General features: G+C 43.6%; 30 protein-coding genes, 1 tRNA gene and 4 pseudogenes. 13 read left to right on the top strand and 22 right to left on the bottom strand.

All coding sequences use genetic code 11. The annotated features are described in order from the left end of the window. Nucleotides 1–32: 32 nt before the first annotated feature. Both pyk and DXE37_RS01500 read right to left on the bottom strand, forming a co-directional pair. Nucleotides 33–1,469 carry a pyruvate kinase gene (gene pyk / locus DXE37_RS01505; protein WP_114636342.1) on the bottom strand — a complete coding sequence of 479 codons (1,437 nt, stop codon included), beginning with the start codon at nt 1,467–1,469 and terminating at the stop codon, nt 33–35. 4 nt (nt 1,470–1,473) lie between these two features. Further along, nucleotides 1,474–2,685: a phosphoglycerate kinase gene (locus DXE37_RS01500; protein WP_114636341.1), complete on the bottom strand. Its 1,212-nt coding sequence runs from the start codon at nt 2,683–2,685 to the stop codon at nt 1,474–1,476. A gap of 211 nt (nt 2,686–2,896) precedes the next feature. Here DXE37_RS01500 and DXE37_RS01495 point away from each other — a divergent pair, with 211 nt between their 5' ends. The 4 genes from DXE37_RS01495 (at nt 2,897) to DXE37_RS11085 (ending at nt 6,143) form a co-directional block, all read left to right on the top strand. Next, nucleotides 2,897–3,820, top strand: a complete 924-nt coding sequence (locus tag DXE37_RS01495; protein ID WP_114636340.1) for a branched-chain amino acid transaminase — start codon at nt 2,897–2,899, stop codon at nt 3,818–3,820. Nucleotides 3,821–3,843: 23 nt separating this feature from the next. Beyond that, entirely contained in the window at nt 3,844–4,032 is a 189-nt protein-coding gene (locus tag DXE37_RS01490) for a zinc-finger domain-containing protein (protein ID WP_114636339.1), read from the top strand. Between the two features lie 42 nt (nt 4,033–4,074). Continuing rightward, nucleotides 4,075–5,112, top strand: coding sequence for a lipopolysaccharide heptosyltransferase II (waaF, locus tag DXE37_RS01485; protein WP_114636338.1), 1,038 nt, complete (start codon nt 4,075–4,077; stop codon nt 5,110–5,112). Nucleotides 5,113–5,840: 728 nt separating this feature from the next. Then, nucleotides 5,841–6,143 (top strand): SBBP repeat-containing protein, encoded by a 303-nt coding sequence (locus DXE37_RS11085; protein WP_231970924.1) that lies wholly within the window; start codon nt 5,841–5,843, stop codon nt 6,141–6,143. A gap of 42 nt (nt 6,144–6,185) precedes the next feature. Here DXE37_RS11085 and DXE37_RS01470 read toward each other — a convergent pair whose 3' ends face one another. Further along, nucleotides 6,186–7,889, bottom strand: a complete 1,704-nt coding sequence (locus tag DXE37_RS01470) for a M48 family metalloprotease (protein ID WP_114636337.1) — start codon at nt 7,887–7,889, stop codon at nt 6,186–6,188. Between the two features lie 23 nt (nt 7,890–7,912). Between DXE37_RS01470 and moaC the strand changes: the two genes are divergently transcribed. After that, nucleotides 7,913–8,398 carry a cyclic pyranopterin monophosphate synthase MoaC gene (gene moaC / locus DXE37_RS01465; protein ID WP_114637502.1) on the top strand — a complete coding sequence of 162 codons (486 nt, stop codon included), beginning with the start codon at nt 7,913–7,915 and terminating at the stop codon, nt 8,396–8,398. Between the two features lie 337 nt (nt 8,399–8,735). Here the strand turns inward: moaC and DXE37_RS01460 are convergent, their stop codons facing one another. From DXE37_RS01460 to DXE37_RS01395, 14 genes and pseudogenes are all read right to left on the bottom strand, one after another. Continuing rightward, on the bottom strand, nt 8,736–9,227 hold the full coding sequence (locus DXE37_RS01460; RefSeq protein WP_114636336.1) for an FkbM family methyltransferase: 492 nt from the start codon (nt 9,225–9,227) through the stop codon (nt 8,736–8,738). Nucleotides 9,228–9,277: 50 nt separating this feature from the next. Then, nucleotides 9,278–10,141, bottom strand: a complete 864-nt coding sequence (locus DXE37_RS01455; RefSeq protein WP_114636335.1) for a hypothetical protein — start codon at nt 10,139–10,141, stop codon at nt 9,278–9,280. Between the two features lie 25 nt (nt 10,142–10,166). After that, nucleotides 10,167–10,511 carry a tetratricopeptide repeat protein gene (locus DXE37_RS01450; RefSeq protein ID WP_162786123.1) on the bottom strand — a complete coding sequence of 115 codons (345 nt, stop codon included), beginning with the start codon at nt 10,509–10,511 and terminating at the stop codon, nt 10,167–10,169. Nucleotides 10,512–10,708: 197 nt separating this feature from the next. Then, a complete protein-coding gene (locus DXE37_RS01445; protein ID WP_269460255.1) occupies nt 10,709–11,251 on the bottom strand; it encodes a pilin in 543 nt (180 codons plus the stop codon). Between the two features lie 106 nt (nt 11,252–11,357). Beyond that, nucleotides 11,358–12,065, bottom strand: coding sequence for a TerC family protein (locus DXE37_RS01440; RefSeq protein WP_114636333.1), 708 nt, complete (start codon nt 12,063–12,065; stop codon nt 11,358–11,360). A 113-nt stretch (nt 12,066–12,178) separates the two neighbouring features. After that, nucleotides 12,179–13,072, bottom strand: coding sequence for a succinate--CoA ligase subunit alpha (gene sucD, locus DXE37_RS01435; protein ID WP_114636332.1), 894 nt, complete (start codon nt 13,070–13,072; stop codon nt 12,179–12,181). A gap of 15 nt (nt 13,073–13,087) precedes the next feature. Then, a complete protein-coding gene (sucC, locus tag DXE37_RS01430) occupies nt 13,088–14,257 on the bottom strand; it encodes an ADP-forming succinate--CoA ligase subunit beta (protein ID WP_114636331.1) in 1,170 nt (389 codons plus the stop codon). Nucleotides 14,258–14,445: 188 nt separating this feature from the next. After that, nucleotides 14,446–14,964 carry a RecX family transcriptional regulator gene (locus tag DXE37_RS01425; RefSeq protein WP_114636330.1) on the bottom strand — a complete coding sequence of 173 codons (519 nt, stop codon included), beginning with the start codon at nt 14,962–14,964 and terminating at the stop codon, nt 14,446–14,448. A 4-nt stretch (nt 14,965–14,968) separates the two neighbouring features. After that, nucleotides 14,969–16,060, bottom strand: a complete 1,092-nt coding sequence (gene recA, locus DXE37_RS01420) for a recombinase RecA (RefSeq protein WP_114637500.1) — start codon at nt 16,058–16,060, stop codon at nt 14,969–14,971. Nucleotides 16,061–16,181: 121 nt separating this feature from the next. Further along, nucleotides 16,182–16,682: pseudogene (locus tag DXE37_RS11995) on the bottom strand (DUF2878 domain-containing protein). 68 nt (nt 16,683–16,750) lie between these two features. Further along, a tRNA-Met gene (locus DXE37_RS01410) sits at nt 16,751–16,827 on the bottom strand. A gap of 70 nt (nt 16,828–16,897) precedes the next feature. Continuing rightward, nucleotides 16,898–17,263 (bottom strand): hypothetical protein, encoded by a 366-nt coding sequence (locus tag DXE37_RS01405; protein WP_197713038.1) that lies wholly within the window; start codon nt 17,261–17,263, stop codon nt 16,898–16,900. Between the two features lie 41 nt (nt 17,264–17,304). Continuing rightward, nucleotides 17,305–17,640, bottom strand: coding sequence for a hypothetical protein (locus tag DXE37_RS01400; RefSeq protein WP_114636328.1), 336 nt, complete (start codon nt 17,638–17,640; stop codon nt 17,305–17,307). Beyond that, complete coding sequence (locus tag DXE37_RS01395; RefSeq protein ID WP_114636327.1) at nt 17,637–18,284, bottom strand: sterol desaturase family protein; 648 nt, start codon at nt 18,282–18,284, stop codon at nt 17,637–17,639. The genes DXE37_RS01400 and DXE37_RS01395 overlap by 4 nt, the downstream gene beginning before the upstream one ends. 238 nt (nt 18,285–18,522) lie before the next feature. Here DXE37_RS01395 and DXE37_RS01390 point away from each other — a divergent pair, with 238 nt between their 5' ends. Genes DXE37_RS01390 through DXE37_RS11065 form a run of 3 tightly spaced genes read left to right on the top strand, consistent with a single transcriptional unit; the run spans nt 18,523 to nt 19,264 of the window. Beyond that, on the top strand, nt 18,523–18,765 hold the full coding sequence (locus tag DXE37_RS01390; RefSeq protein ID WP_114636326.1) for a hypothetical protein: 243 nt from the start codon (nt 18,523–18,525) through the stop codon (nt 18,763–18,765). A gap of 16 nt (nt 18,766–18,781) precedes the next feature. Continuing rightward, nucleotides 18,782–18,934 carry a hypothetical protein gene (locus DXE37_RS11070; RefSeq protein ID WP_197713037.1) on the top strand — a complete coding sequence of 51 codons (153 nt, stop codon included), beginning with the start codon at nt 18,782–18,784 and terminating at the stop codon, nt 18,932–18,934. Between the two features lie 6 nt (nt 18,935–18,940). Then, nucleotides 18,941–19,264 (top strand): MOSC domain-containing protein, encoded by a 324-nt coding sequence (locus DXE37_RS11065; protein WP_197713036.1) that lies wholly within the window; start codon nt 18,941–18,943, stop codon nt 19,262–19,264. 183 nt (nt 19,265–19,447) lie between these two features. Here DXE37_RS11065 and DXE37_RS01380 read toward each other — a convergent pair. Further along, nucleotides 19,448–21,117, bottom strand: a pseudogene (locus tag DXE37_RS01380) (MFS transporter). 336 nt (nt 21,118–21,453) lie between these two features. On the opposite strand from DXE37_RS01380, the pseudogene DXE37_RS01375 reads away from it, so the two are divergent. The 4 genes and pseudogenes from DXE37_RS01375 (at nt 21,454) to DXE37_RS11060 (ending at nt 24,245) form a co-directional block, all read left to right on the top strand. Further along, nucleotides 21,454–22,541, top strand: a pseudogene (locus DXE37_RS01375) (TRAP transporter substrate-binding protein). Nucleotides 22,542–22,636: 95 nt separating this feature from the next. After that, on the top strand, nt 22,637–22,828 hold the full coding sequence (locus DXE37_RS11990; RefSeq protein ID WP_231970923.1) for a TRAP transporter small permease subunit: 192 nt from the start codon (nt 22,637–22,639) through the stop codon (nt 22,826–22,828). Then, the gene (locus DXE37_RS01370) at nt 22,782–23,105 is read left to right on the top strand and encodes a TRAP transporter small permease subunit (RefSeq protein ID WP_231970913.1); all 324 of its coding nucleotides are present in this window, start codon (nt 22,782–22,784) and stop codon (nt 23,103–23,105) included. The genes DXE37_RS11990 and DXE37_RS01370 overlap by 47 nt, the downstream gene beginning before the upstream one ends. Continuing rightward, nucleotides 23,105–24,245, top strand: a pseudogene (locus tag DXE37_RS11060) (TRAP transporter large permease). The gene DXE37_RS01370 and the pseudogene DXE37_RS11060 overlap by 1 nt, the downstream one beginning before the upstream one ends. A gap of 22 nt (nt 24,246–24,267) precedes the next feature. Here the strand turns inward: DXE37_RS11060 and DXE37_RS11985 are convergent. Both DXE37_RS11985 and DXE37_RS11980 read right to left on the bottom strand, forming a co-directional pair. Next, a complete protein-coding gene (locus DXE37_RS11985) occupies nt 24,268–24,624 on the bottom strand; it encodes a trimeric intracellular cation channel family protein (protein ID WP_231970910.1) in 357 nt (118 codons plus the stop codon). A gap of 72 nt (nt 24,625–24,696) precedes the next feature. Continuing rightward, nucleotides 24,697–24,897 carry a trimeric intracellular cation channel family protein gene (locus tag DXE37_RS11980; RefSeq protein ID WP_231970893.1) on the bottom strand — a complete coding sequence of 67 codons (201 nt, stop codon included), beginning with the start codon at nt 24,895–24,897 and terminating at the stop codon, nt 24,697–24,699. Nucleotides 24,898–24,989: 92 nt separating this feature from the next. On the opposite strand from DXE37_RS11980, the gene maiA reads away from it, so the two are divergent. Continuing rightward, the gene (gene maiA, locus DXE37_RS01355) at nt 24,990–25,670 is read left to right on the top strand and encodes a maleylacetoacetate isomerase (RefSeq protein WP_114636325.1); all 681 of its coding nucleotides are present in this window, start codon (nt 24,990–24,992) and stop codon (nt 25,668–25,670) included. On the opposite strand, the gene DXE37_RS14170 is transcribed toward maiA, so the two are convergent. Together DXE37_RS14170 and DXE37_RS11050 are read right to left on the bottom strand one after the other, a co-directional pair. Further along, on the bottom strand, nt 25,641–25,829 hold the full coding sequence (locus DXE37_RS14170; protein WP_197713035.1) for an AEC family transporter: 189 nt from the start codon (nt 25,827–25,829) through the stop codon (nt 25,641–25,643). The two genes, maiA and DXE37_RS14170, sit on opposite strands and share 30 nt — an antisense overlap. A gap of 147 nt (nt 25,830–25,976) precedes the next feature. After that, nucleotides 25,977–26,303 carry an AEC family transporter gene (locus DXE37_RS11050; RefSeq protein ID WP_197713034.1) on the bottom strand — a complete coding sequence of 109 codons (327 nt, stop codon included), beginning with the start codon at nt 26,301–26,303 and terminating at the stop codon, nt 25,977–25,979. Between the last annotated feature and the right edge of the window lie 242 nt (nt 26,304–26,545).

Genomic DNA, 26,545 nt, shown 5'->3' with positions numbered 1-26,545 from the left:
TTGGGTTTAAATAAATTTGCTTTAAATGTGGATTACTTCACATGCACAATCTTGAGTGTATTGGTACCACCAGGCTCACCCATGGGCTCACCAGAGGTCAGCACAACGGTATCGCCTTTTTTAACAGCGCCTGATTTTTTTAAGCAAGCTTCTACCTCTTGCAATGCGGTGTCACGATCTTTGGTGTAGTCCAAGCCAATTGGAGTGACATTACGATAAGCACTTAAAGCACGTTGCGTAGCAATCTTTGAAGTCAAAGCAAATATCGGCACATGAATATTGTGACGACTCATCCAAATTGCCGTTGAGCCTGAATCAGTCAATGCAGCAATAGCATTGGCATTGAGATGGTGTGCTGTAAATAAAGCACCTAAGGCAATCGTTTGGTCAATACGGGTAAAGGTTTTATCCATGAAGTCAGTATCGAGCTTCACGCGATCTGACTTTTCTGCTTCAACACAAATCTCTGCCATCGCTTTAATAGTTTGCACTGGATACATACCCGCAGCAGACTCAGCAGATAACATTACTGCATCCGTACCATCCAATACTGCATTCGCTACGTCGCTGACTTCTGCGCGCGTCGGAACTGGCGCATTAATCATGGACTCCATCATTTGCGTAGCTGTAATCGTGAATTTGTCCGCTTCACGTGCCCATGCAATCATGCGTTTTTGTAAAGCCGGCACCGCAGCATTCCCAACTTCAATAGCCAAATCACCACGAGCAACCATGATGCCATCGCTCTCGGCAATAATACTTTTAAGGGCTTCAGGCTCTATTGCTTCAGCGCGCTCTACCTTGGCAATCGTTTTAACTTTGCCGACACCATACTTGGCGCTAGCGGCATCAGCCAACTGACGGGCATAGGCCATATCAGCACCGTCTTTAGGGAAGCTGATTGCCAAGAAATCCACTCCCATGGCAATTGCGGCATCTAAATCAGCAACATCTTTTTCAGTCAGAGCGGGGGCAGTTAAACCGCCGCCAGCACGATTGATGCCTTTGTTATTAGAGAGAGGGCCGCCCTGCTCAACAATAGTAAAGATTTCGCCACCTTTGACGCCTTCAACTCGCAACACTACTAAACCGTCATTCAATAAAAGACGATCGCCTGGCTTGACATCGTTTGGCAGTTCTTTGTAATCAAGACCAACTCGCTCTTGATTGCCCAATTCACAGGCTACATCAAGAGTAAAGTGATCATCCTCTATGAGCTGAATTTTGTTATCAGTAAATTTACCAACCCGAATTTTAGGACCTTGTAAGTCGGTCATAATGCCCACTTCTTTACCCACCTCGGTAGAGATGCTACGTACCAAATCACGGCGTGCTTTATGATCTGCTACGGTACCGTGAGAGAAATTCATTCGCACTACATCAACGCCAGCACGGATCATTTCACGCAAAACATCTGGCTTTTCCGAGGCCGGACCCAGAGTTGCAATGATCTTAGTTGCTCTCAACATATATTTAGTCTTTCGCTCTTTCAGCTAGTACTGCAAAGGCTGGCAAAGTTTTGCCTTCTAAGAATTCCAAGAAGGCGCCACCGCCAGTAGAAATGTAATCCACTTGATTTTCTATACCGTATTTAGCAATGGCTGCCAAAGTGTCGCCACCGCCAGCAATAGAAAATGCCGGTGAATGCGCAATTGCAGCAGCCAACATTTTTGTGCCGCCACCAAATTGATCGATTTCAAATATGCCCAATGGGCCATTCCAAACAATCGTGCCTGCATGAGCAAGCATGATGGATAAGCGAGCGGCTGTCTTTGGACCAATATCTAGAATCATGTCATCTTCAGCAACTTGGTCTGCAGGCACGCGGTTTGCTCGAGCCAGCGGGGAGAGTTCATTGGCAACAACCACATCTTCAGGAATAGGCACATGAGCGCCACGCTTTTCCATGATCTCCATAATTTCTATAGCCTCATCGACTAAATCAGGCTCAGCAAGTGATTTACCAATAGGCAAACCTTTAGCCAACATGAATGTATTAGCGATACCCCCACCAACAATTAGTTCGTCTACTTTTTCGGATAAGGCTTTCAATATGGTGAGCTTAGAAGAAACTTTAGAGCCAGCCACAATTGCCACCAAGGGGCGCTTTGGACTAGCAAGCGCACGACTAAGGGCATCCAATTCGGCCGCCATTAGCGGGCCTGCACAAGCTATCGGCGCAAATTTAGCCACACCATTAGTAGTTGCCTCTGCACGATGCGCAGTTCCAAATGCATCATTGACATAGACATCGCATAACGCAGCAATCTTTTTAGATAATTCGTCGCTGTTCTTTTTCTCGCCGACGTTTAATCGGCAGTTCTCTAGGAGAACCACTTCACCTGGATTTATTTCAAAACCACCATCAACCCACTCACTAATTAGAAGCACCTTACGACTCAACAAAGCGGCTATGCGGTCCGCTACAGGAGCCAAGCTATCTTCTGGTTTAAATTGCCCCTCAGTAGGACGACCTAAATGAGAAGTCACCATTACTGCCGCTCCAGCATCTAAACACATCTGAACCGCTGGCATAGATGCGCGTATGCGTGTGTCCTCAGTAATATTTCCCGCCTCATCTTGTGGAACATTTAAATCGGCACGAATTAAAACCCGCTTACCCTTTAATTGACCTGAGTGAACTAATTCACTTAAACGCTTAACTTTAAATAAGGATTCCGGCATGAGATTGAGTAAATAAGTTGGTTTATGGGGAGATCTCCATTCTAAATGCTCTAGCCTCTCCACCCCTGAAGATCCGAGCCGACAGACCGTCCCGCCTGCTCTACAATAAGGGCTTAAATGCATTCTTGGCTGATAAAGCAAAATCTGCCTGCCAAGTGGCCTGCGTAAACCGTTTTTTACAGATACTTAACAGACACAAAAGGTAAAGAAAATGTCGATGTCCGACCGCGATGGATTTATTTGGACTGATGGGAAGCTAATTCCTTGGCGCGAGGCCAATGTTCACGTGTTAACACACAGCCTACATTACGGAATGGGGGTGTTTGAGGGTATCCGTGCCTACAAAACCCCCCAGGGAACAGCCATTTTCCGACTCCCAGAGCATGTAAAGCGCCTGTTTAATGGCACCAAGATCTTCCAAATGAACATGCCCTACAGTCGAGAAGAGATCAGCAAGGGGATTATTGATGTGGTTAATAGCAATAAGCTAGAAACTTGCTACATTCGCCCCATTATCTTCATTGGCTCCCAAAAGCTGGGTATTTCCCCCAAAGGAAATACTATTCATACCTCAATTGCAGCATGGGAATGGGGTGCCTATTTGGGTGAAGATGGGCTTAATAAGGGTATCCGGGTTAAAACTTCCTCATTTACCCGCCATTTTGTAAACTCCTCACTTGTGCGCGCTAAGGCTTCTGGTTATTACATCAACTCCATTTTGGCCAACCAAGAAGTTACTGCTAATGGATATGATGAGGCCTTGTTGCTCGATACCGAAGGGTATGTCTCTGAAGGTTCAGGCGAAAACGTCTTTATGGTGAGCGATGGAATTGTGTATACACCGGATTTAGCATCATGCTTAGATGGCATTACTCGCGACTCCATTATTGAGATCGTAAAAGATCTCGGTCTCGAGTTACGTGAGAAACGTATTACTCGCGATGAGATCTATTCCGCTGATGAAACTTTCTTCACCGGTACCGCTGCTGAAGTTACTCCTATCCGCGAATTGGATGACCGCACCATTGGAGATGGTAAACGTGGTCCCATTACTGAAAAGATTCAAAAAACGTATTTTGATGCAGTGTATGGCAGAAATGATAAATACAAATCTTGGCTCACTTACGTGAAGTAATTTCAGGACTCAGGAAAAAGCATATGACTCAGACTCAAGCAGTAATAGTGGATGGTAAAGATTTACCTCTGCACTGTCCCACCAACCAAACTCCAGCTTGGAACTCACACCCCCGAGTCTTTCTGGACATTACTAAAACCGGCGAAGCTAAATGCCCTTATTGTGGCGCAGAGTACAAACTTATTCCCGGCACTGAGCCACACGGTCATTAAGTCCATCAGCGTCTTGTAAAGACGCTGATTCTATAAACATACATGCACGGTATTTTGATTGTCGCCCCCAATTGGATTGGGGATGCTGTAATGACTCAGCCTTTACTGGCAAAACTCAAAGATCAATTCCCAGAATCACACATTGATGTACTTGCCAGCACTTGGGTAGCACCTATTTATCGAGCCTGCCCTGAAGTTTCTGAAGTAATCGAAGCAAAGTTTGAGCACAAACAATTACAGTGGAATCTACGCAAGCAAATCGCCAAAGAATTATCAGCAAAAAAATATCAAGCCTGTTTTATATTACCCAATAGCTTTAAATCGGCACTGATTCCATGGTTGGCCAATATCCCTATTCGTATAGGCTATCGCGGTGAAATGCGCTTCGGTTTAATCAATCTCTTCTTAGAAAATCCAAGCAAAATTAATCGGCCGCCTATGGTTGAGCACTATCTTGCATTGAGTCAACTACTGAAAAGCGAGCAAGATACAACAGAAAGTAATCTGGAACCCAAATTACAAGTTTCAGCAACCGCAAAAGAATCGGTTCAAAATAAATTACATAACGATAATGTTGATCCTGACTGCACCTACATCATGTGCCCTGGCGCTGAATATGGTCCAACCAAACGGTGGCCAACAAGTCACTTTGCCGAGTTAGCCCAAAAATTAGTTGCCCAAAATCCAAGCGCCCAATTCATTCTCTTAGGAGGCAAAGATGATCTTGAGCTAACTAACGAAATTTGCACTAAAGCCCAGCAAGTAGGCAACATTCACAACTGGTGCGGCAGTACCACTCTTGATGAGGCTATTGCCCTGATTGGCATGAGCAAAGCAGTTATCAGCAACGATTCGGGTTTAATGCACATAGCAGCAGCACTGCAAACGCCTCAGGTTGCTATATTTGGGTCGAGCGACCCATCCCATACGCCGCCACTTTCTAACAAAGCCAAAGTGCTTTGGCTGAATCTACCATGCAGTCCTTGCCACAAAAAAGAGTGCCCATTAGGTCATTTAAATTGCTTAAATGACATTCTTCCTGAACAAGTATTCGCTACACTCAAGTCATTGCAGTCATAACTCAAGAAAAGTAAGCCATGTCCAAACTTGCCAGACTCTTTCATAATGCTAACGATGTTGTAGAGGCGTGGCAAGATGCCCTGAGACATCGGGATGTTCAGGGTGCCTTAGAGATATATCTGGCTGGACGATGACTCTATTACCTGCGTTCTTTCTGAAGGTCATCGCTTACTAGGCATGCAGAAATTCGCAAAGGCTTAGAAAGACTTCTTAGCAAGCAACCCCTATTTTTGGAGCCGATTGCTTGCATTAGCCATTCAATAATTAGGAGCCGCTATACATGACACTACTGAAGCAGTTCATCTCAGAGCCGATCAGATAGAAGCGGAATTTTTTCTCAATATCACCCTAGTCCTTCTTCAGGATAGTGCTGGCTGGCGTATAGCCCATTTACATGCCAGTCACTCTACTGAAGAAACCTTCGATTCCCCCTCTACACCGCACGGCCCCCATTAAATATTATGGATGATCAAGTACTGTGGTCGCTGATAAAGTGGCCAAATGTGCCTGATTGTGTTGGCTAGCTTGCCCTAGATCGTCGTGGCCAATGGCGTATGCGCGATGAGTTCACACAACAGAATCATCTACCAGGCCAAATCATTTAGCATAGAGCATTAAATGAATATATTTCACGCAACTATGCTTGCGATATACGTGGAAGATATTTTTTTTAAAACGGTCCACAACGCGTCTTCATTACCTTAGATGCCACTCCTTGGATTGCTCGGATGAACCCAAGCAAACAAGGGTATGAACTGATCACACAATGCGGTCATTCAATTTATCCTCAGAGTGCTTTGAGCGATGAAAATGGCAATGTTTATATTGTTGGTACGGCAAACCAAACAATTTATGAAGAAGGAAGTAATAGCGAATTTATTAAAAGTGATGCCCTAACAATTGCTTTACTACATGATCATGATCTTGATCATTTTTCTGAGCTTGCTAAATTAAATGATGAGGCCTGTAGTTTTGGAGGTTCATGGCAATGGAGCGAAAACAACTGCCCCTCTCGAGCCCGTTTACTCTAATGAGCTATCCACACGCTATCGTTTCATTGCAAAGCCAACAGCTTAGCCTGGGGCTTGCTTACCCTGCTCCTTGAGTTCTTCTTGGTATTGTCTTTGCATTTCGCGTAGACGAGCATCAATACTGGACCCTTGGTAGAAATCAGCACCGCCGGCCGAGCGAGCAATACGCAACTGTTCAATTGCAGAAGGCCAGGCCCCTTCCAGCGCATACTTTTCACCAAGGGCGTAATGACGCATTGGAACATTATTAGCTTGATCATAAGCTTTAGAAAGCAAGGACCACCAGACAATTTCATTTGGCTGAGATCTAGTGCGAGCTTTTAACCAATTAATTGCATCATTGGTGCGGCCAAGCTTGAGCTCAGCATTAATCATGGCAGCGCCTGCTGCATAAGATTGCGGATAAGTTTTAAGTGAGGCTTGGGCAATTTGAAGCGCCTCTTCACTTTTACCTTTAGTCAAAGTTAATTCTGAAGCAGTGATATCTAATGCGAGACTTTGTCTATAAGTCGACGAATTAGAAGCGCCCATCTTCTGAACAATATTTCGAACCTGCTGCAAATCGGCTTCAGCTTGATCTATTTTTCCTTGACGTTGCGCTATTAAAGTCAAACCATAAAAACCTTCAAGCTGCTTACCGATTGGTTGCTGCTTACTTAGGCTATCAAATGTATTTTTAAGATCGTACATACCACTAGAACTACCTGACTGTTCCATGTGGGCTCGAGCTTTAATGAAATAAAACTCTGGGGAGGCTGTGATATTGACCGCTTTAGAGACAGTCCGAGTTCTATCTTGCATATCAGCAATACGGTCTGTTGTTAATGGGTGAGTCCGCACATATCCTGGTGCGCCATTGTCCATTATTCCAGTTGCTTTTTGCAAACGCTGAAAAAATCCTGGTGCGCCATTTACATCATATCCACTAGCATCCAAAATCTGAAAGCCAATACGATCAGCTTCACGCTCTGCATTCCGAGAGTAAGAAAGTTGATTATTGACAGCAAGCGCTTGACCACCCTGCATGAGACCAGCCGCTGCAGAAGGATTGTGCGAAGCTGCTAAAGCCCCCAAAACTAATCCAGCTAAAGCAATCATCATATTAGTAGTTTGCTTATCCATTTGACGAGCTAAATGGCGCTGCAGTACGTGACCCGTTTCATGCCCCATCACTGAAGCTACCTCAGAATCAGATTCAGCGCTCACAAGTAAGCCCGTATGAAAACCAATAAATCCTCCGGGTAAGGCAAACGCATTAATACTGCTATCTTTCACGGCAAATACTTCGAAGTTATAGTTGCCACTCCCTTGTTCATTAGCCCCACCTAATTGCAACTTTCGGGCAGCCTGTAATAAGCGACGCTCCATTAGATTTAGAAAATCGTAAATCAGCAAATCGTTTGAATAGTCAGGATCTGGACGAATTTGGCGCATGATCATCTCACCATATTTACGCTCATCCAATCGCGTTAAAGTATCGCCTCCGGGATCCCCTATATCGGGCAAAATAATGGTTGGCTGACTTTGCATTGAACTACGAGTTGGTGCATTAGCAGGTCGCGCATCAGGTGACTGCATTACCCTACCAATATTCTGAATAGCTGCCGAACTCCCCTCTACTGAAACATCACCCACTGGGGAAGCTGCATGCGCCGGAATTCCAGAGCAAGACATTGCCAGCACCAATTGAACTGCCAAAATACGGCGTAAAAGAGAGGGTTTTGTGGCTAGCTTTATATCTTGCATCTCTATATGGTAAAGCTTATCCCATGAACAAACTAACTCATTTTGATACCAGCGGGCACGCCCATATGGTAAACGTTAGCAATAAGCCGAACACCCATCGCATTGCCATAGCTAGCGGGAAGATTACGATGCTTCCTGAGACCTTCAATATGGTGAATGCTGGCACCCATAAAAAAGGTGATGTATTGGGTATAGCCCGAATAGCTGGTATCCAAGCGTCCAAGAAGACATCCGACCTTATTCCGTTTTGTCATCCGCTAGCACTGACCCACGTTAGCCTAAGCTTCGAATCCAATCCCAATGAAAGCAGTATCTACTGCCAAGTCAGGGCGGAAACTACCGGTCCTACTGGCGTTGAAATGGAAGCCCTCACCGCAGTCCAAGTAGCCCTCCTCACAATCTACGACATGTACAAAGCAATAGACCGAGGAATGGTGATGGGTGAAATCAAGCTCTTAGAGAAAAGTGGCGGCAAATCTGGGGAGTGGAAGGCGGGAGAGCCAAGCTAACCTTGGCTGCATTCAGAGCAGATAACTTAACGACACTTAAATGCCACCAAAAAACTGTAACTCACTAGGTGATAAGTGATTTTGCGGCACATAAAAAGTTACTATTTTTTAATTGGTCGGCACCCCCCAATCAAAGGAAACATAGTTAGCGCCTCAAATATTTTTCTTATTCTTAAAGAAGTTATTTGGATTAAATAGCGGTGGATTATGAGGTGTATGCCAGTACCCCAAGCTCTACCAGTAATTTACTCAAGGATGCTAATTTTTCAGGTCTATCTGCCTCTAAATAAATAATAGGGCTTGATTTCGCGATTGTATTTTTACCGCCAAGCAAAACTTACTCCTCAAAACCCTCTACATCTACTTTAATTAAACTAACGTTATCAAAATTAAAGCTGTCTAGGGTTTTAATTTCAACAGCTAGCCCTATGCCTGAGCCAATTGCTACACCACCATAATTTCCCCTTTTGGAGTAATCAAGCTTTGGCATTTGCATTGACGTATTTAATGATCCAAGTGCCATATTATGTATTACTGCATTTGGACAATTTAACCTGAGCAACTCGCACACCTCAGGTTGCGGCTCGAAAGCAATAACATCGTGACCTGCGGCTATTAAAGCCTGAGAAATATTTCCAATATTGGCGCCTATGTCAAGGACCAATCCCTTCTTTTCATTAGCAAGTGTCACAACGTATTCACACTCGTCTTTATTGTATTCGCCGTAACTAAAAACAGACCTGCCAATATATTCATCTCTAGTAAAGGTATAGCACGGTCCATAACGTCCATCTATAACCTGTACGTAAGGTTTATTTAAGATACTCATATATCGCCAATTTACTTTCCTTATCGAAACATTCGCCTTAGAAAATCATCCTAAATCAAACCCTTTAGATCAAGATGAATATTTTCAAGCGCTTTATTCCAATTATTAATTTCCGACTGCCTATACAGTTTTACTGATGGATACCAAGGACTATCATCCCTTTCTAAGAGCCATCGCCAATCAGGTACATGTGATAAAAGAATCCATGTCTCTTTACCCAAGGCACCACTTAGATGAGGTACGCTGGTACAGGTACTAATTACCAAATCAAGGTTTTCAATAAGCGCAGCCGTATCTTCAAGGTCTTCTAACTCATCACCAAAGAATCCAATATTTTTATAATTTTCAAAGAAATCTTTGTCGCAATCTTTTATCCCCTTTTGCAAGCAAAAGTACTCAAATCCCTCTGATGGAAAGGCTTTAACAAAATCAATCAGCATCAAACTTCTTTTGGAGTCGTCCTTAAAGTTAGAAATACTGCTCCAAACCACACCAATTCGCATTTTTGGTTTTTTTCCCAGCTTAAGACTCCATTCAGCCACCTTATTTGGATCAACGGCTATGTAGGACATGCTCGCAGGAACAGAAAAAATGCTTGTATTTAGTGCCAATGGTAGACCCAAGAGTGGGTATTGATAATCAAATACTGGCAACTCCTCGCCCTTAATGACCAACTGTGAGATGTCGTCTAATTTTTCCATTAAGCCAGCCAGTACGCTAGGAGTCTCCAAAATAACTTCAGCGCCTAAGCAAGAAACTAATTTGACATATCTACAAAATTGAATGAAATCACCAAGTCCTTGCTCCCCATAAAGCAGAATAGTTTTACCCTGAAGTGACTCTGTGCCACGCCAAGTAGGTTTATCGAAATCACGCTTGCCCGCTGTCTCGCGCTGACTATCTTTATATTCCATCTACTTTCATAGAGCGGTAAACCATTTACAAAGTCTTCCTGCAACAAAAGAGAAAGGCTTTTATTCCATGAAGCTTCGTAATAATGAGGATCCACAGACTTAAGGCTTTATCAAAATGGGCTACAGCCTCATCAAAACGTTTAAGCTCATACAAAGCATTACCCTTGTTAGACCAAGCTTCAGCATATTTTGGATCTATTTTGATTGACTTGTCATAAGCATCTATAGCATTCTCATATTGCTTAAGCTCGTGCAACACATTACCTAAATTACTTAATGCTAAAGAATTTTTTGGGAGGGCTTTTAAAGAGTCATTTAAATACTTAAGGGCCTCTGAATATTGTCCACGTTGGGCAGAAAATGACTCCAAGAAGCCTGAGAGAATGAGGATTACTAGGCTGTAATCTCAGCGCCTGTTTTAGATATAATTCCGCTGAATCTAAATTTGAATTTCTTAGAGATTCAAGCGATTTATTTAGAAGAAAACCTATCTGTGGATTCATATTTGCATATTACCCCAATAGGATCTAGACAAAAGCCGCTGCAGGAGCAGCCTTTTCACACTTCCTACAACTCCTTCCTAATCCTACATTCTGAAGATAGCAATTGAGAGGGTAAGCTTGTCTCTCTGGACCTACACGACCATCCTCCAGACCATGTAGCGCCCTCTGATTTAGATAAATCCAAAGGTTTTGGCACGTTGGCATCAGGTTCGTTTGTTGGAATCAAATGCAAAGCATTCTTTCCCTCTGGTGCAACACTAATTTGGTAATCAATAGCAATCACACCTGATGATGTAATTTCTATTAGCTTCACACTACGAGTAGGCGCAAAGCTAAATGATCCATTAGTTGCATCATCCATAGGCACAGTCCCGCGACTAGCAAAAGCTTCAGTTACTGCAAGTTTGGCACTTGAAGATAGGTTCATCCCCTCTACAACGCGACTACGCGCAATGTAATCCTGATACTGAGGAACTGCAACTGCCACCAAAATACCAATGATGGCAACTACCACCATCACCTCAATCAGAGTAAAACCTGCCTGAGGGACAGGTTCCCGATCCTTTTTATGCATCTCAATTTGTGTATCTTGACACTCGCTTTGCATAACTTTTTGCTCCTTTTGTGAAAAGGCTCATCATCCAACTTAGGCTTCTTGTCAACAAGTCATCTGAATATAAAAAAGCCGGCATTTCTGATTTAAGAAGAGGAATTTATGCCGCTTCTTTATGCTTCTGTTTCTTTTTAAGATAAGTGCCAACCAATAAAACAATAACAACTCCGACGCCCTCAAAAATCATATGGGCATCTTCCAATACGGCTTGAATAAATTCCTTAATAGCAGGATCTTCAACCAGCATCCCACCCGCTAACAAGCCTAATAGACCAGCACCAAGAGTAATGATGATTGGAAAGCGATCCATCACTTTTAACAACATAGCGCTACCAAAAATAATGAGGGGAATAGATAGGCCCAAGCCAATAATCAACAAAACCAAGCGCGTTTCTTCTGGACCTTTTTGAGCGGCAGCTGCTACCGCCAAAACATTATCTAAACTCATCACTAGATCTGCCACCAAAATTGTACGAATCGCACCCCAAATATTTGGGTGCGCATCCATATCCTCTTCTTCTCCGCTATCGGCCAATAGCTGCACACCAATGTAGAACAGCAATATTCCGCCAATTAATTTCAGATAAGGCAATATTAATAATTGAACTGCTGTGATTGTGAGAACAACTCGCAAAATGATAGCGGCTGCGCTACCCCAAAAAATAGCTTTCTTTTGTTGAGCGGGTGGCAAATTGCGTGATGCAAGAGCAATCACGACTGCGTTATCACCAGACAACAAAATATTAGCAACAATAATTGATAAAAGTGCCGCCCAAAATGCTGGCCCTGAAAATACTGAAAAATCCATGATGTCTACTACGTTTTTATGTTTTATTTTATGTTTTAACTACCATTTGCTTTAACTGCTATTACTTCCAAAAAAGGATGCTGTTTTATCAGCATCCTTTTCCTTAATGCGAATTACAACATGGCTTTGAGTAATGCTGCCATTTCTGAAGGATTCTTTGTTACCTTAAAGCCACACTCTTCCATTACGGCAAGTTTGGCATCTGCAGTATCCGCACCACCAGAAATCAAGGCGCCTGCGTGACCCATACGCTTGCCTGGAGGGGCGGTTACGCCGGCAATAAAGCCAACTACTAGCTTTTTCATATTGTCTTTGCACCAACGAGCTGCTTCGGCTTCATCTGGACCACCGATTTCACCGATCATGATCACTGCATCAGTTTCCGGATCTTCGTTGAACATTCTCATGATGTCGATATGCTTCAAGCCATTAATTGGGTCGCCACCAATACCAACCGCTGTAGACTGGCCTAAGCCAATAGCCGTTAACTGACCAACTGCCTCATAAGTCAGCGTACCTGAACGGCTAACAACGCCAATGCGGCCTTTCTTATGAATATGACCGGGCATGATGCCGATCTTGATTTCATCTGGAGTGATGATGCCAGGGCAGTTAGGGCCTAACAATAAAGTCTTCTTACCGCCAGCAGCTTCTTTAGCGTGCATTTTGTTACGTACTTCAAGCATGTCACGTACTGGAATGCCTTCGGTGATACAGATTACGAAGTCAAGATCAGCTTCTACAGCCTCCCAAATAGCAGCAGCAGCACCTGGAGGTGGAACATAAATTACAGAAGTAGTTGCACCAGTTTGCTGAGCCGCCTCTTTAACAGTCGCATAAATTGGAATGTTAAAAATGGACTCGCCAGCCTTTTTAGGATTTACACCAGCGACAAAACAGTTTTTGCCATTTGCGTATTCCTGACATTTTTCAGTATGGAACTGACCGGTCTTACCAGTAATACCTTGTGTAATAACTTTGGTGTTTTTATTGATCAAAATAGACATATTGAAATTCCTGGATTATTTGTTTTTGGCAACAGCAGCAACTACCTTAGTAGCAGCTTCAGCCATTGAATCGGCGCTAATAATTGGCAAACCAGAGTCTGCAAGAATCTTCTTGCCCAACTCTTCATTTGTGCCCTTCATACGCACAACCAAAGGCACAGTGAGGTTTACTGCTTTACATGCAGTAACAACACCGTCAGCAATCACGTCGCAACGCATAATGCCACCGAAGATGTTGACCAAAATCGCTTCAATACTTTTGTTCTTCAGCATAATCTTGAATGCTTCGGTTACTTTTTCAGCTGTAGCGCCGCCGCCAACGTCCAAGAAGTTTGCTGGCTCGCCACCGAACAACTTAATGGTGTCCATGGTTGCCATAGCCAAACCAGCACCGTTAACGAGACAGCCAATATTTCCATCTAACGAGATGTAAGCAAGGTCAAATTTAGAAGCTTCGATTTCAGCTGCATCTTCTTCATCGATATCGCGATAAGCAACGATTTTTGGATGGCGAAACAATGCGTTTGGATCAAAGTTGAACTTAGCGTCCAAAGCCTTGATCTTGCCGTTTCCTTCAAGAATTAATGGGTTAACTTCAACCAATGAAGCATCGGTATCCCAATAAGTCTTATACAAATTTTTAAATACGTCGCGAGCCATTGGAATAGACGCCTCTGGAACGCCGATACCCTTAGCAACGATGTCGCAATCTGCATCTGTCAAACCAACCATTGGATCAACAAATACTTTGATAATTTTTTCTGGATGAGATTCTGCAACTTCCTCAATATCCATACCGCCTTCGCTAGAAGCCATGATCACATTCTTCTGTGTTCCACGATCTGTAACGATACTGAAGTAGTACTCTTTTTTGATATCAGCGCCATCTTCAATGAGAAGACGATTTACTTTTTGACCTTCTGGACCAGTTTGATGTGTCTTGAGCTGCATGCCCAAAATTTCAGAAGCATATTTCTTTACTTCATCCATGCTCTTAGCTAATTTCACGCCGCCGCCTTTACCGCGACCACCAGCATGAATCTGTGCTTTAACAACCCATACTGGACCACCCAGTTTTTCAGCAGCTTGTACTGCCTCATCAACACTAAATGCAGGAATGCCGTTAGGAACTGGCACATTAAATTGGCGAAGAAGTTCTTTGCCTTGGTACTCATGAATTTTCATAATTACTCCGAAATGGTATCTTTTTTAGCAAGCGATGAGGATTAGTAAAACCGATGTCGCCACAATCTCATGCTTACTCTTGAACTGGCTAAATTTGCCAAATTTGAATAAATGCGAACGGCTTGACCGACTTCATAAGTCTATCATGCTGCAGTGCCGCAAATCGCGTTTTCAGATCCGTAATTGCCCTAATTAGGAATCTGACCGCCGATGATTTTGGCCGCTACTTCGGAGCTAAAACCCTTTGAGACCAAAAACCGATACTGTCTGGCGCGCCCCCTTTGATCTTGAGCGCATGTCCCGTACTTCCTGGCCCACAGATCGTAAGCCCGCTGGAATTCAGTCTCTTTAAGGGCGCTGAGCAACTTGGCGGACTGTTTTGAATTAACTCCGGCCCTTTCAAGCTCGTCGGCAATCTTTCGGATTCCATATCGCTCACTTCGGCGGCGAACCAAGACTTCAGCAAAACGCTCGTCAGATAGCCACCCTCGGGCCTCAAAATCATCCAAAACTGCCTCAATCTGGGAAGCTCTGGATTCTGGCGTATGTTCTGCCTGACCAGCCCCGATCTTGCTCCACCTGAGTTCTGATTCATTCAGTTTGGCAGCCAAGGTCTTTCGGCTATATTCTCGGAGCGATAAAAGACGCAAAGCCCGAGCTTTGAGACTCGGGCTTTGTTTTACTTTCTTACTGCTTTGGTCAGACATCGATTTATTCGACTTCTTCTTCCTCGCTCAGCACATCAGTCACCACTGCTGAACCAGTCTTAATACCTAATTTCTCACGAATCTTTGCTTCAATATCTTTGGCAATAGCTGGGTTTTCTTTTAGGAACTCACGCACATTATCTTTACCTTGACCAATGCGATCGCCGTTATAGCTATACCAAGAGCCCGACTTTTCCACGAGGTCAGCTTCGACACCCATATCAATAATTTCACCTTCTCTTGAAATACCAGCACCGTACATAATGTCAAAGATGGCCTCACGGAATGGAGGTGAAACTTTATTCTTCACAACCTTCACACGAGTTTCGTTACCAACAACCTCATCACCTTTTTTAATGCTACCAATACGACGAATATCCAAACGCATAGAAGCGTAGAACTTCAGAGCATTACCGCCTGTAGTAGTTTCGGGAGACCCAAACATCACACCAATCTTCATGCGAATCTGATTAATAAAGATCACTGTAGTGTTGGTACGTTTGATAGCACCAGTCAACTTACGCAAAGCTTGACTCATCAAACGAGCTTGTAAGCCTGGTAAAGAATCGCCCATATCACCCTCAATCTCAGCCTTCGGAACCAAGGCAGCAACTGAGTCAATCACGATCAAATCGATAGAGCCTGAGCGCACTAACGCATCAGCAATTTCTAAGGCTTGTTCGCCAGTATCTGGTTGGGAAATCAAAAGATTATTTACGTCAACATCGAGGCGGGACGCATACTGCACATCTAACGCATGCTCAGCATCAATAAATGCACAAGTACCGCCAAGCTTTTGCATTTCAGCAATCGCGTGTAATGTCAGGGTTGTTTTGCCAGAAGATTCTGGACCGTAGATTTCAATCACGCGCCCGCGTGCAAGACCGCCAACTCCAAGAGCGATATCCAAACCGAGGGAACCGCTCGATACCACCTGGATATCTTGACTAATTTCAGCATCGCCCAATCTCATGATTGAGCCTTTGCCGAATTGCTTCTCGATTTGCGCCAGCGCTGCTGTTAATGCTTTTTGCTTGTCTCCGCTCATTCCTTCAAACTCTGAAGAGGCTGATTTTCTTTTGTCATCCAAGGCCATTTTTAATTCCCTTTTCGCCATGTACTGGGCTTTTTCCCGAAGTTTTATCTACTGTGTAACAACTTTTAATAGTTACTGTATATAAAAACAGTACTATTTGCAAGCGACTTTTAAACTGAATTTACGGATTTTTCACTAAGCCATGTTCGATTGGGGTGCGATCCCAATAGAAAAAGAGTGGTATAGCTATGGCCCAAACTGCTCCAACTAGGATAAATCCAATCACTTGGCCACCAGGAGCCCATGCCCCAGCCCCCATCCGAATGCCTGCCTCATAAGACATTGGGCCGCAAATACCCCCTAAAACAGCGCCTAAAACCGGCCCACCCCTTAGCTAACTCAAAGAACTATTAATAGTAGTCGCCACCAATACCCACATCCAAAGTGGCGATAAATAAGGTGAAGGCCAAGCATCCCGAAAATCAAGATAACCCAAATGCATAACGAGGGTATCAGCCACCAACCCAAAAATAAATGCCTTAAACAAGAGGCTTATTTCGGTTTTTGGAGAGGGGGAACGCCAGGCATGAAAAGCAATGTAAACAAGGGTACCAAGCACCGCCCAAAGCACTTGTTGATTGGCTGCGCCCAGCACGCAGGCAAACCAGCCTAGCTGGAAAATAACAAAATTTAGCTATACCCAGCACCCTAAGAAAAAGGCCACTGCCGAGGGGCAATGGCCTTTATATTTGGTGGCGAATCAGGGATTTGAACCCCGGACCCGCGGATTATGATTCCGTCGCTCTAACCAGCTGAGCTAATTCGCCGCGAACTCCCTATTGTAAATGATCAGACTTGATCTGTCTAAGGAATGCCCGGCAAGCTAACTAAACCGGCTTATTTAATCAAAAAGGTACTGACGCCCTCTTCACGCCCATACAGGACATTAAATTCTATTTTTTTGGCTAAAAATAACCTCTTTAGCACTTCATCCTTATTATCAAAAACAATCGCCGTTTGCTCTGGGTATCGAGAAAATGGGTCACTTGTGACGTCCACCAACTCTCCATCAATCTTAATTTGTTTAATTGAGCGCTTATAGAACTTATCAGAACGTATAAAAATTAAGCGTTTTACATATTTGTCTAATACAAGCTTTTGTCCCTGCTCATTGATCTTGCAGCAATAAACCAACTCCTCTTTGCCATTAGTGGTCATATCTCGCTCTTCATCCCACTTGGCGTTTGCGCTCTGGCTCAGCATGGCGAAAAGTACTACTAAGGCAAATCTGCAACGCAAAAACATTATTTACTTTCTGAATGAATTGGCGAAAGAAAGTCGCCAATAATCCAGGAACGCGTCTCCTTGGATTCCATGTAAAAACTAGCGCAATATAAACTCGAAAGAATCGCTATCAAACCCGCTGCTTTATGAAAATAGCTAAGCTCATCTACCGAGATCATCAAAAGACAAACAAAAAAGAATGTCGCTACGAGCAAACCGCCGGCAAAAAAATATCCACTCCTTCTCACTGGTGGGTTGTAGATTTCGATACTAATGGTGCTGTATTTATCACCTTCTACGCTAGTGGTATCGGATAACCAGCTAGGCCCCTTGTAAAAAGCTCGTAATTTATTCATAAAGCCTTTAACCGAACAGCTTTTCTAAATGTATCGTAATAGGCAACGCAAAGCGCCTTAAGAGGATTCCAACTATTCAGCGGGGTTTTGGTTCCGTAAATACACCTTGCTTCTTCTCTTTGATAGGTTCCAAAAATGCGGTCCCAAACAATCAAAATCGCACCGAAATTTTTATCAATATATTCATCATTAATCGCATGGTGTACGCGATAATTACTGGGGGAAGAAAAAATGGAATCAAACCAACCCAACTTACCAATATGCTCCGTATGAAGCCAAAATTGATAAAGTAGCGCAATAACACTAATCACAGCAAATTGGTAAGGCGGTATGCCTAGTAAGGCCATTGGGAAAAAGAAAAAGCAACCTACTATTGAGAACAAACTTTCCTGCCTAAGAGCGGTAGAAAAATTAAAAAACTGACTTTGCTGATGGACTACATGGGAACCCCAGAAAAAGGCACGCTGATGACTAACCCTGTGTAACCAATAATCCAAAAAGTCATACATTAATAAGGCGATTAGCCAGCCATACCAATGATGCCAAATAGAAAAAGTAGAAGTATCACCAATCCACCCAGAAATTATTTCACAGGCGCCAATTTGAAAGAATGGCGTGCAAATGGCCACTGCCAGACTAATCAATCCCTGACTGAGATTGCTAATGGTGTCGTTAACTTAATAGGTATTTCTTTTCATAGAAATCCCATAAATACTGTCCACCAAAATGAGAATAATAAAGATCGGGATTGCAAAAAGAATTAAGTCGTTTTCCATGGTAAGACGTTGATAACCGTAATCACTTACCAAAATAGTAAGCTTGAGTCAGATATTGACTCACTCAATTTCTAGAATACCTTATCAAAGATCGTAAGATATATATATGAACACGCGACTATGCTACCTCTTATTCTCAGCCATTTTGAGTGGCTTGGCGCCCATGAGTGCATTTGCTGCCCAAATCTTTGTCACCAACTACCCATCGGAAGCCAACGCAAAAGTCTTTATAACCAAATACCCATCGGAGGCTAATTGCATCGTTTATGACACCCAATACTCCAGCGATAACGAGCCTGGCGTCTGGTTCTATACCAAATACAAAAGTGATGCCCGTTGTCGCTACTAAAAAAGAAGCAAATTACATGAAACTTCTTTCCATATCTGCCGGTAAGGTAACCCCCTTATTTGGCAATCACCATCCCAACTACAAATCAGTTGCGTCCACGATTCATAAAAAGGCAATCAGCACTTTAGAAAATCCTAACTCAGTTGTGAGATTACTACTCTTGGCATAAAAGGAGATGAGCAAGCAGATCTCAGTGTGCATGGGGGTATTGAAAAAGCTGTCTACGTTTACCCCGCCAGAGCACTACACTTTTTGGAATGAGCTACTGATGCGCGAAACGAAGAAACCCGTTAATTTGCAATACGGTGCCATGGGCGAAAACTTTACTATTGAAGGCTTGGTTGAAACTGATGTCTTTGTTGGAGACCAATTGCACATTGGAGAATTGAAATTTGTCGTCGTCAAATTACGTGAACCTTGTTTCAAATTCAACGCCAAGTTTGCATACAAAGGGCAGCAAAAGCGATGCTCCAATCCGGCTTTAGCGGATGGTATCTAAGGTATTAAAAACTGGAGTGCTATCTGCTGGCGCTGAAATTACCCTAATTCCAGGTGCAAGAGAGACTTCTATTGCCCAGCAAAATCAAAAACTACTGAACAAACCGCAATCAAAAAGATTTGTGGGAATAAGAAACCCGACCATTTCTGATCGGGTTTCTTAGTTGAAGCAGACTAAACCTTCTTAGTCACGTGCGTAAATATCTACGTCTTTAGTTTCACGTACAAACAGTGTACCAACTACCAATGTCATCGCAGCGATGATGATTGGGTACCAGAGACCGTAGTAAATGCTACCATTTTGCGCTACCAAGGCGAAGGAGATCGTTGGCAACAAGCCACCGAACCAACCGTTACCAATGTGGTATGGCAATGACATAGAGGTGTAACGAATGCGAGTTGGGAACATCTCAACCAACATTGCAGCGATTGGACCATAAACCATGGTTACCAAGATCACCAAATACACCAACAAGAGCAATACAGCTACATAGTTAATTTGTGATGGGTCAGCTTTAGCTGGATAGCCAGCAGCATTCAACGCTTCGCGAATTTGCTTTTTAAACTCAGCATCTTTAGCTTTAGCAGCCGCTGGATCCATACCAATTGGTGTGTAACCAGTGCTTTCTGTATCGCCAATCTTCACAACAGCCAAACCACCTGCAGGACCAGGGATAGTGCTGTAGCTAGCAGAGTTAGACGCCATCACTTGTTTTGCGATATCGCAAGAACTGGTGAACTTAGCAGTACCAGTTGGGTTGAATTGGAATGTACATTCATTCACATCAGCAGTAATTGTTGCTGGTGAAGTTGCCATTGCCTTTTCCAACGCTGGGTTAGCAAAGTGTGTCAAAGCGTTAAACACGGAAACTGGAGCGTTAGGGATGTAAGTAATTACAGCCAATAACAAACCGCCCATGATGATCACTTTACGGCCGATCTTGTCAGACAAGCTACCGAAGATCACAAAGAATGGTGTGCCGATTACCAATGAAGCAGCAATCAACAAGTTTGCAGTCTTAGCATCTACTTTCAATACTTGTGTGAGGTAGAACAAAGCGTAGAACTGACCTGTGTACTAAACCACCGCTTGACCTGCAACCAGACCAAACAATGCCAAGATAACAATCTTCAAGTTCTTCCATTGGCCAAATGACTCGGACAAAGGAGCTTTAGATAATTTGCCTTCTTCTTTCATCTTCTTGAAAGCTGGAGATTCATTCATGGACAAACGAATCCATACAGAAACCGCCAACAATGCGATAGAAACGATGAAAGGAACACGCCAACCCCAAACGTCAAAGTCTGGACCAGTGAATTCACGTGTGAACAAAATCACGAGCAAGGAAAGGAACAAACCTAATGTAGCTGTTGTTTGAATCCAAGCTGTGTAAGCACCACGACGACCATGAGGAGCATGCTCTGCCACATAAGTAGCAGCACCACCGTACTCACCGCCCAAAGCCAAACCTTGAAGCATACGTAATGCAATCAAGATTACTGGAGCAGCAACACCGATAGTTGCGTAGTTAGGCAGAATACCCACGATGAAGGTCGCGCCACCCATCAATAAGATGGTTACCAAGAAGGTATATTACGACCAATCAAATCGCCTAAGCGACCGAACACCAACGCGCCGAATGGACGCACGATGAAACCAGCAGCAAACGCTAACAAAGCGAAAATGAAGGCAGAACCAGCATCTAAGCCTGAGAAAAACTGCTTGGCAATAACGGCAGCCAAAGAACCGTAAAGATAAAAGTCATACCACTCAAAAACCGTACCTAAAGAGGAAGCAAAAATAACTTTGCGTTCTTCAGCGGTCATTGGGGCTGCTTTAGTTGATGTTGACATCAGTAGCTCCTAACTATTTTTAATAAATAAAAAACAACGGGTCGATTATGCTTGGAAAAAATTCAAAGAAATCCATTACTTATGGGTAATTCCCCATCAAATCAACTCGGGGTTTTCCAGAAAAATGTGGATTTGATGCAACGCTCTAAATCCATGATCATTTCATGGATTTACACTATTTCCTAGCAATATGCACAAGCTAGGTGCATATTGGGCAAACTAAGTACAATTCCTTTGTTTTGTCTGTTTGCACTTCTATTTAATAAGTCTCTGAAGTTATTAAAAAGGCATTACTAAAAATGCCGCCAAATAAATATTACATAAGAAACAAGTCAAATGAAAAGACGTGACTTTTTAGGTAAAACCGCACTTGGCGCTGCCGCAGGCGTATTGGCCGCACCAGCAATTGCACAATCCATGCCAGAGATGAAATGGCGCTGCGCCTCTAGTTTTCCCAAAAGCTTGGATACGATTTATGGGGGTGGAGAATTTATTGCAAAACGAGTAGCCGCCCTTACTGACGGCAAGTTTCAGATCCGTATTTTTGGTGCAGGCGAAATTGTTCCTGCGTTTGGTACCGTAGATGCAGTTCAACAAGGTACTGTGGAGTGCACCCATACAGCCGGCTACTACTTTGTTGGCAAAAATAAGACTTTTGCTTTTGATACCACCGTTCCATTTGGCATGAATCAGCGCCAACAAAATGCCTGGATGCATTGGGGAGGTGGTCTTAAGCTCCAACGCGAATTCTTGCGTGACTACAACATTATCTCCTTCCCGGCAGGTAATACCGACACCCAAATGGGCGGATGGTTTAAAAAGCCAGTGAAAGCTGTTGCTGACCTCAAAGGTCTCAAGATGCGTATTGCCGGACTGGGCGGTGAAAGTGATGTCTCGCTTAGGCGCAATTCCGCAACAAATTGCTGGTGGAGATATTTACCCAGCCCTTGAAAAAGGTATGATTGATGCCGCTGAGTGGGTTGGTCCTTATGACGACGAAAAATTAGGCTTCTACAAGATTGCTCCTTACTACTACCCAGGTTGATGGGAAGCTTGCTCGATGTATTCCATGTACGTCAACATTAAGGAATGGGAAAAGCTACCCAAGCAATATCAGGAAGCACTTGCTTCAGCATGCGCTGAATGCAACATCGACATGATGGCCGAGTACGATTACAAAAACCCAATCGCCTTGCAAAGCTTGATTAAGAATGGCGTTAAGCTGCAGCCCTACTCAACAGAAATTATGAAAGCCGCATCTAATTAATGCCGCCTTCGAAATGCATGAAGAAGAGGCGGCTAAAAATCCATCCTTCAAGAAAATTTACGAGCTTTGGAAAAAATTCCGCAACGATCAAATGCTGTGGAACAAGGTTGCTGAACAAACTCTCATGAGCTTCATGCTAACCAATCCCGTCAAATAAACTTTAAGCAAGCAACTGAAATGCCAAAATAATTTTTAGTTTTTGCAAATTTCATTGATCGCCTAAATGACCGTTTTGGAGTTTTAGCAAGTTGGATGGTTCTTATTGCCGTACTGGTTAGCACTGCGAATGCGCTAATTCGGTACGGCTTTAACATCAGCTCAAACGGTTGGTTAGAAGCGCAATGGTATTTGTTTGCAGGTATGGTGATGTTTGGTGCAGCCACCACATTCCGCCTAAATGAGCACGTTCGAGTCGACGGTTCTCTATGCCTTATATCCCAATAAAGTTCGTCTCTGGTTAGATTTCTGGGGAGGGATTGTTTTCTTCCTACCCATGACCATCATTATTGGCTACTACTCCTGGGAATTCTTTATCACCTCGATTATTCAAGCCGAAACCTCGAGTAATCCTGGCGGTTTGATTCGTTGGCCAGTCCGTGGTGTGATCACTTTAGGCTTTTTCTTGTTAACACTGCAGGGTATCTCAGAAGTCATCAAGCGTTACGCAGCCATTATTGGCATGATTCAGATCGATCCTAAATACGAAAGACCCCTCCAATGATTAGCCAAGATTTGATGGCCCCCATCATGTTTAGGGGATTGATTGTATTTTTATTACTCGGATATCCAGCCGCGTTCTCACTTGGTACTGTTGGCTTATTTTTCTCATTCATCGGCATTGAAATGGGCATGTTCCAGCCCACCTTCTTACAAGCGCTACCTGATAGAGTATTCGGAATTCTCTCGAATGACTTATTGCTATCGATTCCCTTTTTCACCTTTATGGGAGCGATTCTGGAGAAGTGTGGTTTAGCCGAAGATATGCTTGAAGGCTTAGGTCAATTATTTGGTCCTATTCGTGGTGGATTAGCGTATACAGTCATTATTGTTGGTGCAATTTTGGGTGCCATTACCGGCACCGTTGCTGCTTCAGTTATTGCCATGGGTTTGATCTCCCTGCCAATCATGTTGCGCTATGGCTATAACCCACGTGTTGCAACCGGTGTGATTGCTGCATCCGGCACGATTACCCAACTAATTCCGCCATCACTCGTCTTAATTGTGTTAGCTGATCAATTAGGTAAATCCGTAGGCGACATGTATGCCGGCGCAATTGGTCCATCCATTATTTAAGTGGTTTTATTCTGCTTATTCATCTTCTTTTTGTCCATCTTTAGACCGCAAGATGTACCAACACCACCACCAGAAGCACGCCCTGTTATTGACTGGAAGCTCTTCAAGAAAATCCTCTGGGGCATTGTTTTACCTCAGTCTGGTGTGAATTGGCAAAACCGAGGCTGCAGCTTTTCTTTGGATCCAAAAACACTCAATCATCTTGAGCCCTACAGAAAACCGTTCCACATACTCAATCCAGCGATGGCGTTGTTTAAAGATGGTCGTTCAATGGTTTATGGAACGATGGGTGGAGATGAACAACCACAAACCCAATGTGCAGTCTTCACACGGACTGCCACTTACGGCCTAGATCCACAAGATGCGATTAGTCGTCCACGCTGGTTACTTGGCCGCACTTGGGGTCAAACCAGTGACAGCTTAAAACTTGAATCACGCTTTAGTCCTTAGGTAGCAAAAGAATTGCATGCCTTAGGTCATGAGATTGAAATGCTAGATGCTTTTGACGAGACCGTAGGGCATGGGTTGTATTATTCGCGACCCTTCAGGCACCTGGCGAGGTGGCTGAGATCCTCGTAGCGATGGAGCAGTTAGCGCGTTTTAGTTATGAACATTTTGGGCACGCGCAGATTCCAGTGAATTGCGGCTGCGCGCAACCCAAATATACCGAGCATGCAAATGACTGAGCCCTCGACTACAAACTGGGGCATGAAATTTAATATCAGAACATATGCACAACACCCTAATGTCACTGGAATTGCATAAAGCTCATGTGACATTAGCAGCGTTTTTCTGCCAGCAAGTACGTCGCGCAATAAGTCACCACCAATGGCAGTGATCACTCCCAAGTTTACCGGTGCAACTGGTAAACCAAAATCCATGTTCGATGCTTTGTCAGCCCCCTGTATTGCAAATAGTGCTGCACCAAAACCATCAATGTATAACATCCAACGATAAATTTGCGGCTGTGTAAAAAATGATTCTGCAAAGAAAGTAATTACGCTAGCAGCTAATGCAAGCTAAACATAAATTTGGCTTTCAGACCAGAACACGGGGACCTCTAAAATAATGTCGCGAATCGTTCCGCCGCCAATCGCGGTAATCAAACCAAGCACCAACACACCAAAGAGATCGACACCACAACCTGCAATAGCCAAGACTCCCGTTACCGCAAAGGCCATAGTTGCGACAATGCCAATCCAAAAATTAATATCTTGCATATAAATGAGTCTAACGCCTTTTGCCTAAATACAGATCTGATTAAGTATCCTCAATATACTATTAGAGTCTTGAATTCAATTAAGGTATTGATATGACTCCCAAGCTTTATAGCTTTTGGCGTAGCTCTGCCGCATTTCGAGTGCGAATTGCCCTCAACCTCAAAGGCCTGGAATATGAAGTGATTCCTGTACACCTTAGCAAGAATGGTGGCGAGCAATTGACCGAGGTTTATGGCAATAAAGATCCCAATCGCCTAGTGCCTTTATTTGAAGATGGCAAGCAAAGTATTCACCAGTCATTAGCAATCGTTGAATACCTTGAAGAGATTCAAACAAAGCCTGCGCTCTTACCAACGCTAGCGATCGATCGAGCCTGGGTTCGCTCGGTGGCAATGGATATTTGTTCCGACATTCATCCGCTCAACAATCAACGCGTACTTCGCTATCTCATTAAAAAGTTAGGCGTTAGTAATGAAGCCAAAGATGAGTGGTATCAGCACTGGATCAAGATAGGACTAGAAAGTATCGAGAAGCAATTAAGTGGCGACTCTAGAAGAGGTAAATTTGCCTACGGCGACCAACCGGGCTTAATCGAAATCTGTTTAGTGCCTCAACTATTTAATGCGCTGAGTGCAAAAGTAGATGTGGATACCTATCCCACATTAATGAGCATTTTTCATGAATGTATGAGATTACCCGCTTTTGTCGATGCATCGTGGGAGAAGCAAAGTGATGCCGAAGGATTAAATCCGGTTACTCCACCACAGAAATGATGAGATTGTCAGCAAAGAGCAAACAGTAGTTATCAAAACCACATGCGAAATAACACTACCATCCGCCTTGTAATACTGAGCAAGCATAAAAGGACCAGTGCCCGTGGGGAGGGCACTCAGAATAACGATTGAGCTAATCCACAAATCAGATAAGCCCAATATAGGGCCAGCTATTACCTAAGCTATCAACGGCTGCAGAATTAATTTTGCCAAACTAATGCCCCAACGCCTGGGTGGGTGAAGTCGTGCTTTTTTGAATCAAAAATAATCCAATCGACACAAGAGCACATGGTGTAGAAGCAGCCGCTAGAAATGCAATGACTTGTGCAATATGGGCTCATACAAAGTGAAACCGCTTGATGCCCATAATAGACCTGCAACTGGAGCAATTAACAAAGGATTAGTACAGAGTGATTTAATGACACCCAACAAAATCTCGTGAGATTTTTTATGCGACTGGATTCCAATCTCAATCAAAACCGTTGCTAGAGCAAACATCACAAATACGATGAATGTAGAAATAATTGCTGGTGCCAACCCTTCTTGACCAAGAGCAAGCGCACATAATGGAATGCCCATATATCCTGTATTCGAATAAGAGGCACTCAGACCATCAAAGCTAGCTGCAGCCAAGTCTCAATTACGAACCCAACTGATCAATAGAACCAAAATAAAAACAATTAAACAGCTCAGAAAAAATGCAGTAACAAATCCGGGTTGCCATAGAGTTTGCCAGCCACTATTGGCAGCGAATTTGAAAAGCAACGCTAGTAGAGCTAACCACACTACAAAGCGGTTAAGCTCAATCGAAGCATTGATCCCCAACTTACCCGAACGACCTGCCGCATACCCAATAAAGATGAGTAAAAAAACAG

The sequence above is a fragment of the Polynucleobacter necessarius genome, from assembly GCF_900095205.1.
GTDB lineage: Bacteria > Pseudomonadota > Gammaproteobacteria > Burkholderiales > Burkholderiaceae > Polynucleobacter > Polynucleobacter necessarius_E.
The sequence above is the reverse complement of the archived record's forward strand: the minus strand, read 5'-3'. Positions and strand labels throughout refer to the sequence as shown.

Bases quoted from the DNA above. Each gene is read 5' to 3' on its own strand.
- waaF (WP_114636338.1), top strand. From the start codon at position 4,075: ATGCACGGTATTTTGATTGTCGCCCCCAATTGGATTGGGGATGCTGTA.
- DXE37_RS11980 (WP_231970893.1), bottom strand. From the start codon at position 24,897: ATGCAAGATATTAATTTTTGGATTGGCATTGTCGCAACTATGGCCTTT.
- DXE37_RS11990 (WP_231970923.1), top strand. From the start codon at position 22,637: ATGGTTCTTATTGCCGTACTGGTTAGCACTGCGAATGCGCTAATTCGG.
- DXE37_RS11985 (WP_231970910.1), bottom strand. From the start codon at position 24,624: ATGTTATACATTGATGGTTTTGGTGCAGCACTATTTGCAATACAGGGG.
- DXE37_RS11070 (WP_197713037.1), top strand. From the start codon at position 18,782: ATGAAACTTCTTTCCATATCTGCCGGTAAGGTAACCCCCTTATTTGGC.
- DXE37_RS01440 (WP_114636333.1), bottom strand. From the start codon at position 12,065: ATGGATTTTTCAGTATTTTCAGGGCCAGCATTTTGGGCGGCACTTTTA.
- DXE37_RS01490 (WP_114636339.1), top strand. From the start codon at position 3,844: ATGACTCAGACTCAAGCAGTAATAGTGGATGGTAAAGATTTACCTCTG.
- DXE37_RS01470 (WP_114636337.1), bottom strand. From the start codon at position 7,889: ATGCAAGATATAAAGCTAGCCACAAAACCCTCTCTTTTACGCCGTATT.
- moaC (WP_114637502.1), top strand. From the start codon at position 7,913: ATGAACAAACTAACTCATTTTGATACCAGCGGGCACGCCCATATGGTA.
- maiA (WP_114636325.1), top strand. From the start codon at position 24,990: ATGACTCCCAAGCTTTATAGCTTTTGGCGTAGCTCTGCCGCATTTCGA.
- DXE37_RS01500 (WP_114636341.1), bottom strand. From the start codon at position 2,685: ATGCCGGAATCCTTATTTAAAGTTAAGCGTTTAAGTGAATTAGTTCAC.
- DXE37_RS01400 (WP_114636328.1), bottom strand. From the start codon at position 17,640: ATGAATAAATTACGAGCTTTTTACAAGGGGCCTAGCTGGTTATCCGAT.
- DXE37_RS11085 (WP_231970924.1), top strand. From the start codon at position 5,841: ATGAACCCAAGCAAACAAGGGTATGAACTGATCACACAATGCGGTCAT.
- sucD (WP_114636332.1), bottom strand. From the start codon at position 13,072: ATGTCTATTTTGATCAATAAAAACACCAAAGTTATTACACAAGGTATT.
- DXE37_RS01425 (WP_114636330.1), bottom strand. From the start codon at position 14,964: ATGTCTGACCAAAGCAGTAAGAAAGTAAAACAAAGCCCGAGTCTCAAA.
- DXE37_RS01495 (WP_114636340.1), top strand. From the start codon at position 2,897: ATGTCGATGTCCGACCGCGATGGATTTATTTGGACTGATGGGAAGCTA.
- DXE37_RS01405 (WP_197713038.1), bottom strand. From the start codon at position 17,263: ATGCTGAGCCAGAGCGCAAACGCCAAGTGGGATGAAGAGCGAGATATG.
- DXE37_RS11065 (WP_197713036.1), top strand. From the start codon at position 18,941: ATGAGCAAGCAGATCTCAGTGTGCATGGGGGTATTGAAAAAGCTGTCT.
- sucC (WP_114636331.1), bottom strand. From the start codon at position 14,257: ATGAAAATTCATGAGTACCAAGGCAAAGAACTTCTTCGCCAATTTAAT.
- DXE37_RS01460 (WP_114636336.1), bottom strand. From the start codon at position 9,227: ATGAGTATCTTAAATAAACCTTACGTACAGGTTATAGATGGACGTTAT.
- DXE37_RS01445 (WP_269460255.1), bottom strand. From the start codon at position 11,251: ATGCAAAGCGAGTGTCAAGATACACAAATTGAGATGCATAAAAAGGAT.
- recA (WP_114637500.1), bottom strand. From the start codon at position 16,060: ATGGCCTTGGATGACAAAAGAAAATCAGCCTCTTCAGAGTTTGAAGGA.
- pyk (WP_114636342.1), bottom strand. From the start codon at position 1,469: ATGTTGAGAGCAACTAAGATCATTGCAACTCTGGGTCCGGCCTCGGAA.
- DXE37_RS01390 (WP_114636326.1), top strand. From the start codon at position 18,523: ATGAACACGCGACTATGCTACCTCTTATTCTCAGCCATTTTGAGTGGC.
- DXE37_RS01455 (WP_114636335.1), bottom strand. From the start codon at position 10,141: ATGGAATATAAAGATAGTCAGCGCGAGACAGCGGGCAAGCGTGATTTC.
- DXE37_RS01370 (WP_231970913.1), top strand. From the start codon at position 22,782: ATGAGCACGTTCGAGTCGACGGTTCTCTATGCCTTATATCCCAATAAA.